Origin of the sequence: Methylobacterium tarhaniae (assembly GCF_001043955.1) — a bacterium.
Classification (GTDB): domain Bacteria; phylum Pseudomonadota; class Alphaproteobacteria; order Rhizobiales; family Beijerinckiaceae; genus Methylobacterium; species Methylobacterium tarhaniae.
In genome coordinates, this window is the sequence record NZ_LABZ01000233.1 from 1 (window position 1) to 11,139 (window position 11,139).

10 protein-coding genes are annotated in these 11,139 nt (G+C 70.4%); 2 read left to right on the forward strand and 8 right to left on the reverse strand.

Annotated elements, in window-relative coordinates; translation table 11 throughout:
- Positions 1-235 precede the first annotated feature (235 nt).
- From VQ03_RS26605 to VQ03_RS26635, 7 genes are all read right to left on the reverse strand, one after another.
- Positions 236-2,980, reverse strand: a complete 2,745-nt coding sequence (locus VQ03_RS26605) for a phosphoenolpyruvate carboxylase (protein WP_048453936.1) — start codon at positions 2,978-2,980, stop codon at positions 236-238.
- 307 nt (positions 2,981-3,287) lie between these two features.
- Positions 3,288-4,187, reverse strand: coding sequence for a succinate--CoA ligase subunit alpha (sucD, locus tag VQ03_RS26610; protein ID WP_048453937.1), 900 nt, complete (start codon positions 4,185-4,187; stop codon positions 3,288-3,290).
- Positions 4,188-4,200: 13 nt separating this feature from the next.
- Positions 4,201-5,370, reverse strand: a complete 1,170-nt coding sequence (locus tag VQ03_RS26615) for a malate--CoA ligase subunit beta (protein WP_048453938.1) — start codon at positions 5,368-5,370, stop codon at positions 4,201-4,203.
- Positions 5,371-5,499: 129 nt separating this feature from the next.
- Positions 5,500-6,129 (reverse strand): methenyltetrahydrofolate cyclohydrolase, encoded by a 630-nt coding sequence (gene fchA, locus VQ03_RS26620; RefSeq protein ID WP_048453939.1) that lies wholly within the window; start codon positions 6,127-6,129, stop codon positions 5,500-5,502.
- Positions 6,129-6,989 (reverse strand): NADP-dependent methylenetetrahydromethanopterin/methylenetetrahydrofolate dehydrogenase, encoded by an 861-nt coding sequence (locus VQ03_RS26625; RefSeq protein WP_048453940.1) that lies wholly within the window; start codon positions 6,987-6,989, stop codon positions 6,129-6,131. The genes fchA and VQ03_RS26625 overlap by 1 nt, the downstream gene beginning before the upstream one ends.
- Before the next feature lie 84 nt (positions 6,990-7,073).
- Positions 7,074-8,012, reverse strand: coding sequence for a D-2-hydroxyacid dehydrogenase (locus VQ03_RS26630; protein ID WP_048453941.1), 939 nt, complete (start codon positions 8,010-8,012; stop codon positions 7,074-7,076).
- A gap of 159 nt (positions 8,013-8,171) precedes the next feature.
- Positions 8,172-9,359 carry an aminotransferase class V-fold PLP-dependent enzyme gene (locus VQ03_RS26635; protein ID WP_048453942.1) on the reverse strand — a complete coding sequence of 396 codons (1,188 nt, stop codon included), beginning with the start codon at positions 9,357-9,359 and terminating at the stop codon, positions 8,172-8,174.
- 423 nt (positions 9,360-9,782) lie between these two features.
- On the opposite strand from VQ03_RS26635, the gene VQ03_RS26640 reads away from it, so the two are divergent.
- Complete coding sequence (locus VQ03_RS26640; RefSeq protein WP_245292202.1) at positions 9,783-10,100, forward strand: hypothetical protein; 318 nt, start codon at positions 9,783-9,785, stop codon at positions 10,098-10,100.
- Positions 10,101-10,219: 119 nt separating this feature from the next.
- On the forward strand, positions 10,220-10,510 hold the full coding sequence (locus VQ03_RS26645; RefSeq protein WP_048453943.1) for a hypothetical protein: 291 nt from the start codon (positions 10,220-10,222) through the stop codon (positions 10,508-10,510).
- A 50-nt stretch (positions 10,511-10,560) separates the two neighbouring features.
- Here VQ03_RS26645 and VQ03_RS26650 read toward each other — a convergent pair.
- Positions 10,561-11,139: ATP12 family chaperone protein (locus VQ03_RS26650; protein WP_048453944.1), on the reverse strand; the 579-nt coding region annotated here is incomplete at its 5' end.

The window sequence follows — 11,139 nt, forward strand, 5'->3', positions numbered from 1 at the left end:
GCCGGGAGAGGGGCAGCGCGCCGATGCCAAGGATGGCGCCTGTCAGAACGGTTCAGTCTTGTCCGGAGGCGGCGTCCCCTCTCCCGCCCCAGCACGAGTGATTCGCACTCGCCGTGGGGCACCCTCCCCCGCAGAGGGGGGAGGGAGAGGCCCGCGCCATTCCTTTCTCCGGACGGACCTGCGGCCCGCGAGGAGAGATGGATGGCGCCTCATCCGGCAACTGGGCAGGACATCTTCACCCCGTCGCCCCGAACCCGGTGGCGACGCAGTTGATCGACAGCAGCAGCGCCGATTTCAGCGTCTCCCGCTTCGCCTCGTCGGTCTCGGCCCGGAAGCGGCGCAGCAGGTCGACCTGCTCGCGGCTGACCTGGTTGAGCACCGGCAGCCGTTCGGTGAGCCGGCCGCGATAGAGCGGGAACCGTTCGGCGAGGCTCGAGGCGCCGCTCACCTCCAGCGCCATGGCGCAGGTCAGCCGGTACTCGGCCTCGATCATCGCGAAGACCGCCTCGCGCGCGCCCTCGTCCGGGCAGAGCCCGGCGAAGTCGCGGGCGATGGCGAGATCGACGGTCAGCAGGGTCTTCTCCACCTCGTCCATGATCAGGCGGAACAGCGGCGATTGCTCGAACATCCGCCGCAGCAGCGCCCGGCCGCCCTCCCCGCGCACGTCGAGGAGGCTCTTGAGCCCGCTGCCGACGCCGTACCAGCCGGTGATGCCGTGCCGGTTCTGGCTCCAGGCGAAGACCCAGGGGATCGCCCGCAGGTCGGCCAGGCTCCTTGCGCCGAAGCGGCGGGCCGGGCGCGAGCCGATATTGAGGAGCGCGATCTCGTCGAGCGGGCTCGCGGCGCCGAAATAGGTCACGAGGTCCGGATGCGTCAGGAGCTGCACGTAGGCCGCCCGCGAGGCGCCGGACAGGGCCTCCATCACGTCGTCGAATTCCGGGTTCGCCGCCGGGATCCCGCCGGCCGCGCCGTCGAGGGCGTGGGCCAGCACCGCCGAGGCGAGCAGCTCCATCTGGTAGGCGGCGGTACCGCGGTTAGCATACTTGAACGAGACGACCTCGCCCTGCTCGGTGGTGCGGAACCGGCCCCGGATCGAGCCCGGCGGCTGGGCGGCGATGGCCCGGGCGGTCGGCGCGCCGCCGCGGCTGACCGAGCCGCCGCGGCCGTGGAAGAACGCGATGCCGATCCCCGCCTGCTCGCCGACCTGGGTCAGCAGCCGTTGCGCCTTGGCCAGCTCCCAGTTCGAGGCGACGAAGCCGCCATCCTTGTTCGAATCCGAGTAGCCGATCATCACCTCCTGCACCCCGCCCTGCTGGCGGGCGGAGCGGCGCACGACCGGGATCTTGAGCAGTGTCCGCATGATCGCGGGCGCGGCGCGCAAATCGTCGATGGTCTCGAACAATGGCACGATCGGCAGCGGGCAGATCTCGGTTCCGGCCGCGTCGAGGAAGACGCCGGCGGTCTTCGCCAGCAGGTAGATTCCGAGGATGTCGGGGACCGAATGGGTCATCGACAGGACGAAGGCGCCGAAGGCCTCGCGGTCGAGGCTGCCGCGCATCTCCGCCACCAGCCGGAAGGTCGACAGCGTCTCCTGCACCTCCTCGGGCAGGCCGGCGAGGTCGGGCAGGCCGTCGAGCGGGCGCGCCAGCTCGGCTTCGAGCCAGGCGGTCCAGGCCGGGGCATCGACATCCGGCGGGTCGCCGTCGTGGGCCCGGCGCCACAGGGCCTGGAGGGCCTGGGTGGTGCGAGTGGTGTTCTCGCGGATGTCGAGGCGCACGGTCGAGAAGCGGAAGATCTCGACCATCCGGCGCACCGGCCGCACCCGGTTGGCGGCCAGCGACGGGCAGCCGGCCGAGGCCAGGCCCTCCTCCAGCATGCGCAGGTCGGCGATCAGCGTATCGGCGTCGCCGTAGGCCGGGCCCGTGGGCGCGGATTCGGATTCCTCCAGCCCGGCCACCGTCGCATCGAGGCGTCGGCTCAGGCAGGTCAGGAACTGGCGGTAGGGCTCGCCCGGGTTGCGCCGGGCGATCTGCTCCCCGTCCGGCTGGAGCGCGAGGGCACCGGCCAGCGCGCCCGCGAAGCCGTCCGGTACCGGCAGGGACCGGGCGCTGATCGACAGGGTGCGGGCGAGGCCGGCCACGCCGTCGCGATAGCGCCGCAGGCTCGCCAGTGCGTTGCGCCGCAGGGTGCGCCGGGTCACCTCGGCGGTGACGAAGGGATTGCCGTCCCGGTCGCCGCCGATCCACGAGCCGAATTGGAAGAACGCCGGCACTTCGAAGCGGGTGCCCGGATAGGCCGCCTGCAACGCTTCCTCGAGCGAGCTCAAGGTGTCCGGCAGCATCTCGAACAGGGTCTCGTCGAAGAAGTGCAGCCCCCAGGCCACCTCGCGGTCGACGGTCGGCTTCTCCAGGTGCAGCTCGCCGGTCATCCAGACCAGCTCGATCTCGTCGCGCAGGTCGTCCATCAGGGCGTGGCGCTCGCGCTCGGTCCAGCGCGGCATCTCCAGCTCCTTCAGGATCAGGTAGATGCGGCGGAATTTCTCCAGCACCGTGACCCGCTTGGCCTCGGTCGGGTGCGCCGTCAGGGTCGGGCGCACGCGCAACGACGCCAGCAGCTCGTGCACGGTCTCGGCCGGCACGCCCTGCGCGGCGGCCCGGGCCAGGACGGCGCTGAACGAGTTCTTCAGCCGGTCGCGTCCGGCATTGCGCTCGACGTGGCGGCGCCGGCGCATGGCGGTGTTCTGCTCGGCGATCGCGATCAGCTGGAACCAGATGCCCTGGACCTGCAAAGCCCGCGCGGTCAGCTCCGGCGACAGCCCGGCAATGTCCGCCTGCCCGCGGAGGACCGCTTCCAGCTCCGGCTGGTGGCGCCGGCAGACATCCACCAGCGAGCGGAACAGCACGTCGAGGGCGACCCGGTCCTCGGTGCCGGAGATCAGCGGCGGGATGAAAGGGGTGTCGGGAACGGGAGTGTGGATCATCGGGGGCTCCCCGTGGGGATCGAGGGAGGGGGTATCCAAAGTATGGCGCCGGCCTTCCTCTCCCCGCGGGCGGGGAGAAGGCTGTGCTTCCGTTCAGGAAGCGCAGCGAGCCCGCAGGGCGAGGGTGAGGGGGTGTTTCCGAAGGGGTCTCACTCGTCGAGACCCCCTCACCCTCGGGTCGATCCCTACGGGATCGATGCGCCGCCTCGCCGCGCCGACGGCAAGGTCGTGTGGGATCGTTCCGATCCCCAGGCCCTCTCCCCGCGGGCGGGGAGAGGGGAGATGCGCACGAGCCGAACAGCTGGTCTCACGCCGCCTTGCGCTGCCCGGCCATCACCTGCGCCATGGTCGTCCCGAAGGCGCCCGGGCTCGGCGCCACGGTGAGACCGAAGGAGCGCATGATCTCGGCCTTCTCGCCGGCGCTGTCGCCGGCCGCCGAGATGATGGCGCCGGCATGCCCCATCTTGCGGCCCTTGGGCGCCGTGAGGCCGGCAACGAAGCCGACCACCGGCTTCTTCATGTTGGCCTGGATCCAGGCCGCGGCCTCGGCCTCCTGCGGGCCGCCGATCTCGCCGATCATCAGCACCGCGTCGGTGTCCGGGTCCTCCTCGAACAGGGCGAGGTGGTCGAGGAAGGACGAGCCGTTGATCGGGTCGCCGCCGATGCCGACCGAGGTCGAGATGCCCAGGCCCACCGCCTTCATCTGCGCCGCGGCCTCGTAGCCGAGGGTGCCGGAGCGGGAGATCACCCCGATATTGCCCTTGAGGTAGATGTGGCCGGGCATGATGCCGAGCATCGCCTTGCCGGGGGAGATGATGCCGGCGCAGTTCGGCCCCACCACCATCGGCCGGCGCTCCCTGGGGTAACGCCGCAGGTAGCGCTTCACCCGCATCATGTCCTGGGCCGGGATGCCGTCGGTGATCGAGCAGATCAGCCGGATGCCGGCATCTGCCGCCTCCATGATGGCGTCGGCCGCGAAGGGCGGGGCCACGAAGGTGATGCTCGCCTCGGCGCCCGTCTCCTGCACCGCCTGGCGCACGGTGTCGAAGACCGGCACGCCATGCTCGGTGCGCCCGCCCTTGCCCGGGGTGACGCCGGCCACGACCCGCGACCCGTACTCGATCATCTCGCGGGCGTGGAAGCTGCCCTTGTCCCCGGTGATGCCCTGGACCAGGATCCGGGTGGTCTCGTTGATCAGGATGCTCATCGGGCGTCCCTCCTCAGTTCTTGGTGCGGATGGCGGCCACCGCCTTCTCGGCGGCCTCCGTCAGGGTGTCGGCGGTGATGAGGTCGAGGCCGCTCTTCTCGAGGATCGCCTTGCCGGCCTCGACGTTGGTGCCGGCCAGCCGGACCACGAGGGGCACGCCGATCTTCACCTCGCGCGCCGCCTGGACGACGCCCTCGGCGATCCAGTCGCAGCGGTTGATGCCGGCGAAGATGTTGACCAGGATCGCCCGCACGTTCGGGTCCGAGAGGACGAGGCGGAAGGCGGTGGCCACGCGCTGCGGCGAGGCGCCGCCGCCGACATCGAGGAAGTTCGCCGGCTCGCCGCCGGCATGCTTGATCATGTCCATGGTCGCCATGGCGAGGCCGGCGCCGTTGACGATGCAGCCGATCTCGCCGTCGAGGCCAATGTAGTTCAGGTTGTGCTCGGCGGCCTGGGCCTCGCGCGGGTCGCTCTGCGACGGATCGTGCATGTCGGCGATGTTGCGACGCCGGAACAGCGCGTTGTCGTCGAACGACATCTTGGCGTCGAGCGCCAGGACCCGGTCGTCGCGGGTCACAACCAGCGGGTTGATCTCCAGCATGACTGCGTCGCAATCGCGGAACGCGCGGTAGGCGCTCATGATCGTCTTCACGGCGGCGCCGACCTGCTTGATGGTCAGGCCGAGCTGGAAGGCGAGTTCGCGCGCCTCGAAGGGCTGGAGGCCGACCGCCGGCTCGACCACGACCTGCAGCAGCGCCTCCGGATCGGTCGCGGCGATCTCCTCGATGTCCATGCCGCCGGCCTTGGAGGCCACGACCCGCACCCGCTCGACCTTCCGGTCGAGGACGATGCCGAGATAGAGCTCGCGCTCGAACGGGTCGGCGGTCTCGATGTAGACCCGCTGCACCGGCTTGCCCTCGGGGCCGGTCTGGTGGGTGACGAGGCGGCGGCCGAGCAGGTCGTTCGCGGCGTCGCGCACCTCGTGGGTGGTGCGGCAGAGGCGGATGCCGCCGGCCTTGCCGCGGGCGCCGGCATGGATCTGCGCCTTCACCGCCCAATGGGCGCCGCCCAGCTCGGTGGCGGCATAGACCGCCTGGTCGGGGCTGAAGGCCACGGCGCCCTTCGGGATCGGCACGCCGAAGCTCGCGAGCAGTTCCTTGGCTTGGTACTCGTGCACGTCCATGGCGTCCTCCTGTCGTTTGAGCAAAGCTTCCCCGGTCCGGGCGCGAGGGGGTTCCTCGCGCCCGGCTGAAAAGCTCAGGTCGTTGCTTCGATCGATCGCCCGGTTATTGCGCCGGGCCAGTGCCGACCTTCAGGTCAGCTTCGACTTCACCAGCCCGTAGACCCGCTCGGTCAGGGCGTCGGCGCCGTCCAGCGCCCGGGCGAGGTCGGCGAGGCGGCCTTCGGCGAAGGTCCGGTCCTCGATCGCCTTGGCGTTGACGTAGACGTTGAGGGCGGCGCTGCGCAGGCCGGCCTGGGCCGCCAGCACGGCGACGCCGGCATCGCTGACCACGTTGAGGTTGCCGCGCTCGGCGATCCCCTCGCACAGGTCGATCACCGCCCGGCACGTCTTGGCGCAGGCGAGCGGCACGTCGGTGGCGAGCCGCAAGGCGTCCTGGATGGCGGCCGCGCGGGCCGCCTTCTCGTCGTCGGTCGCCTTCGGCAGGCCGTAGGCGCCCATCACCGCGTCGAAGGCCGTCACGTCCTCGGCGATCATGCCGGTGAGCTGCGCGCGGAGCGCTTCGGCGCGGTCGCGGGTCGCGATCATCTCGGCCTCGACCTCGGCATATTTCTTCTTGCCGATGGTGAGGTTGCAGACCATCGAGACCAGGGCGGCCCCCATGGCGCCGGAGATCGCCGCCGCGCCGCCGCCGCCGGGGGTCGGGCGCTCGCTGGCGAGCGCGTCGAGGAAGCCCGGGATCGTGTCCTCAGGATTGGCCATCACGCCATCTCTTTCGCGAGCGCGTAGATCTCTTCCGCATCGAGGACCAGTTCGCTGCTCTCGAACAGCTTGGCGACGCAGGCCCGGTGCAGCTTGAGCTTCAGGCCGCCGATGCCGAGGGCCCCGAACACGGTCTTGCCGTGGCGCTCCTTGCCCTTGTCGGTGGCCTCGATCCCGCCGAAGCCGAGGGGCGGCTGGGCGTTGTAATCGGCCAGGAAGGCGAGGTCCTTCGCACCGCTCCACTGCGCCTCGGAGGCGAGTTCGAGCCCGATGGCGCCGGCGGCGAAGGCCACCTCGGCCTCGGCCAGAGCCGCGCCGCGGGATTCGGCGTCGGCGGTCTCGATCGCCCGGATCTCGACCTTGAAGCGGGACTCGATGGTCTTCGCGGCCTCTTGCGCCTTCCCGAGGTTGCGCCCGGCCAGCGTCACGGTCGCGCCTTCCTTGGCCAGCAAGGCCGCCGAGCGCATGCCGACCGGGCCGGTGCCGGCGAGAACCAGGGCGCGCTTGCCCTGGAGCGAGCCCGCCGCCTTGGCGACGAGGGCCACGCCTGCCGCCGCCGTGGTGTTCGAGCCGTTGGAGTCGAGCATGCACGACACCCGGAACGGGCCGAAGAAGCGCTTGCGCACCGCCTTGAACACCGCCTCGCCGGCCGCCATGCTGCCGCCGCCGACGAAGATCGCGGTCGATTTCTTCTCCGATCCGCCGCGGGTGTAGATCGTGCCGTCGACCAGCGCTCCGACATTCTCAGGGGTCACGTTCGGGTAGCCGGTGATGATGTCGGCGCCGCCGTCGTAGCCCACCACCACGTCGAACACGCTGGGCATCGGGTCGGTGTCGAACTGGAACAGAAGCTTCTTCATCGTGATCCTTTCCGCCGCGGGCGTCTTAAGCCGGCGCGGGGCATCTTTCGGGTTGGCGAGAGCGGGTTAGCGTTCCCTCTCGCCCTACTCCACCACGTTCTGCGGCCGGCCGGCCACGAAGGCCTCGATGTTGTCGACGAGCTGGTCGGCCAGGATCTGCATGGCCTGTTTGCTCGCCCAGGCGACGTGGGGGGTGATGATGAGGTTCGGCAGGTCGAGGGCGAGCAGCGGGTTGTCGTCCCGGGGCGGCTCGCTGGTGAGCACGTCGAAGCCGGCGCCGCCGATCGTGCCGGCTTGGAGAGCCTCGGCGAGGGCCGCCTCGTCGACGAGGCCGCCGCGGGCGGTGTTGATGAGGATCGCGTCGCGCTTCATCCGCGCCAGCTCGTCCCGCCCGATCATGTTGCGGGTCTCAGGCGTCAGCGGTGCGTGGAGCGTGATCACGTCGCTCTCGCGGATGATCGTGTCGAGGTCGACGAGGCCTGCTTGAGGCATCACGTCGTAGGCGAGCACCCGCATGCCGAGGGCCTCGGCGCGCTGGCCGATCGACTTGCCCAGCGCCCCGTAGCCGACGATGCCCAGCGTCGAGCCGGCGACGTCCCGGATCGGATAGTCGAAGTAGCAGAAGTGCCGGGCCTTGGCCCAGTCGCCGCGCCGGACCGAGTTGGTGTAGGGCACGATCGCGCGGCGAAGGGCGAAGATCAGCCCGATCACGTGCTCCGGCACGGTGTTGAAGGCGTAGTTGCGGATGTTGACGACCGTGATGCCGCGGGACTTGGCGAAGGCCTTGTCGACGACGTCGGTGCCGGTCGCCGCGACCGCGATCAGCTTCAGGTCCGGCAGCTGTGCCAGAGTCTCCTCGCGCATCGGCACCTTGTTGATGATGGCGATGTCGGCGCCCTTCAGCCGCTCCACGATCTCGTCGGGCGCCGTCACCGCGTGCTCGACGTATTCGTGCTCGAAGCTCGGGGGCCGTACGGTCGCATCCAGGGTCTCGCGGTCGAGGAAGACGATGCGGTGGGACATGACTCGGGCGTCTCCGGAGGGTTTTTTGGGGCTCCCGCTCTCGGGGCGGGCGGGGCGTGGCAGAATGGCATGCCGGGCCGGGTCCCGGCAGCGGGTCAAAGAGGTAGAGCGCCCTTCTCCTCTCCCCGCGGGCGGGGAGAGGAGAATTCCCACGCCTCCCTACCCCTCGCGGGTATTACGAAAATGCTCCGTCGCCGCGGCGACGCCGCTGCCGGGCGTGATGCGGATGCCGGCATCCTGCATCGCCATCTCGACGCCGGCCAGCGCCCCGAGCAGCATCAGCTCGTTGAGGTCGCCGATATGGCCGATCCGGAAGAGCTTGCCCGCCACCTGCGACAGGCCGGCCCCGAGGGCGAGGTTGTAGCGGCGATAGGCGATGTCGATGATCTCGGCGCCGTTGATCCCCTCCGGCACCATCACGGCGCTCACCGTGTCGGAATGCCACTTCGGATCCTTGGCGCAGAGCGTCAGGCCCCAGGCCTTCACCGCCGCGCGGGTGCCGTCGGCGAGGCGGCGGTGGCGGGCGAAGACGTTCTCAAGCCCCTCGTCCTCGACGCAAGCCAGCGCCTCGCGCAGGCCGTAGAGCATCGGCAGGGCCGGCGTGTAGGGGAAGTAGCCGGTGGCGTTGGCCTTGGCCTGGTCGTTGAAGTCGAAATAGACGCGCCGGCATTCGGCGGTCTTGGCGGCCTCCAGCGCCCGCTTGCTGACGCAGACGAGGCCGAGGCCCGCCGGCAGCATCAGGCCCTTCTGCGAGCCGGTGATGGCGCAGTCGACCCGCCATTCGTCGGCCCGGAAGTCGATGCTGCCGATCGCCGACACGCCGTCGACGTAGAGCATCGCCGGGTGGTTCGCCGCGTCGATCGCCTTGCGCACCGCGCCGATATCGGAGGTGACGCCGGTGGTGGTCTCGTTGTGGACCACCAGGACCGCCTTGATCCGGTGCTCGCGGTCGGCCCGCAGGGCCTCCTCGATCCGCTCCGGATTCGCGCCGGTGCCCCATTCCTCGTCCTGGATCTCGACGTCGAGGCCGACCCGGCGGGCGAGGTCGATCCACAACGTGCTGAACTGGCCGTAGCGCGGCGCCAGCACCCGGTCGCCGGGCGAGAGCGTGTTGGTGAGGGCGGCCTCCCAGGCGCCGGTGCCGGTCGCCGGGAAGAGGAAGATCTGGCCCTCGCGGGACTTGAAGACCTTCTTGGTCTCCTCGAACAGCGGCAGCGTCAGCTCGGGGAAGGCCGAGGAGCGGTGGTCCTCGGACGGCACGATCATCGCGCGCTGGACCCGCTCCGGAATGTTGGTCGGACCCGGAACGAAGAGGAAGTTGCGTCCCGGACGTCTCGATCCAGCCATGGTGTCTCCTCCGCCCCTGCGGGCTGAACAAGCCGGACGTTGCCCCGTCCGGTTTCGTGAATTCGGGTACGCACCGCCGGCACGCTGTCGGTGCGGGCGCGGTGACCGGAGGAGCAGTGGCGGCTCGTCGCCGCCGACCGCACCGGGTCGCCGTGTCGAGGGCGACTATGCGGGCGGCATCGCGACAAGGAAAACTGAAAAAACTGAGCCCCGTCTTCAAAATTTTAAAATGCTGCCCAAGAGCTTGGCCTAAAGGGGTAGGTGGCTGCACCTTCCGCCGCACGATCCAATCTAGGCTATGCCGTATCGGCAGTATTGCTCAGAAAAGTCGCAAACCTTATCGAATGTGATCAGCGGTTCCGGTCGCGCCGGATATGCATCGGCCCCAAGAAGCAGCGGATCGGAACCGGGGGGAGACCGCTCATGATTGCGAGCAGCGTGAGCTCAGGGTTCACACGCGCATGGCCGCGCACGGTTCGGCGCTGGCCGACCTACAACCTGTTTCGTCGGCGCGCGGAGCCGGACCTGGTCTGCGCGGTGCCGAACGACTTTCCGGTGCCGGCCTTCGTCACCGGCGAGGCCTGGACCTATGCCGGCAGCATCAGCTCGCCCTCGGAGGCGCCTCCCGGCTTCTCGGCCGAGGTGGCCGAACGCGGGGCCGAGACCTGCGGCTTCCACCTGTTCCACCAGCTGCCGGCGGTGACGGCGGCACCGGAACCGGCCTGGCGCGCCGTCGGCTGAGCATTTCGCCGAGAACCGCGGCCGGGGTTCGCGCATTGTCTTGCCAAGATGCGGCACGGCAAGAGGCGCCAAGGCAAGGAACGCCACGGCAAGACTTGCCCGACCTCGGAGACCCAGAGATGATCCTCAAGACCGTCATCGCGGCCGGCCTGGTCATGGTCGGCTCCGCCGCTGCCCGCGCCGAGGGCACGACCCTCGATCAGGCCGGCATCCCGGCCCTCGACGTGCCCGGCTTCGCCGAGAGCGTGCCGGCCGGCATGCCGCTCTTCGCCGCCCTGCCCCGCATGGCGCCGGGGGCCGAGGTGGAGGTGCGCAGCATCGACACCAGCGGCCTCGTGGCCTTCAGCCCGTCGGTGCCGCAGATGGTCGATCCGAACGCCGAGATCGCCACCGGCTCTCTGCGCAAGTAAGGAAGCGATGCGGGAGAGGGCCTCCGCCGGGACGCCCTGCCCCGGCCCCGTCAGGCGCTCAGGGCCGCGACCCGTGCCGCGGCCTCGAACTCGGTGCGCCGGCCCGCCAGACGCGCCTGCGCCTCCTCGTCCCGGCCCCAGACCTCGGCCTGGAACGTCTCGTCGACATGGGCGGCCGCCCAGCCCTCTTGCGGCGTCAGCCGGCCGTGCAGCACGGCGAGCGCGATCAGCACCGAGCCGGTCAGGGTGGTCATCGAGTGAAGGCCCGCGAGCGCGGTCGGGCTCTCCACCGCCTCGACCGCGCGGCGGATCGCGGCGAGCGATTCCTGGGGCTGGGCGACGTGCATCACCCCCTCGCTCAGCATGAACCGGGCGCCCAGGGATTCGTGCGCCCAGTCGAGCACCGGATCCCAGGCAGCGGCTTGCGCCGCCACGAGGCGAGCCGGGTCGCCGGCCCGGTAGACGACGAGGTCGGTGCCGGCATAGGCCGCGAGATCGTCGACCACCGCCTCGCGCCGGTCCGCCACCCCGTCGATGGCCGAGTTGACCAGGCGGGTCAGCGGCATCCTGGCGGGGTCGATGAACTCGCCTTGCGCCCCCCATTCCTGCGCCAGCGCCTCGGCCAGCGC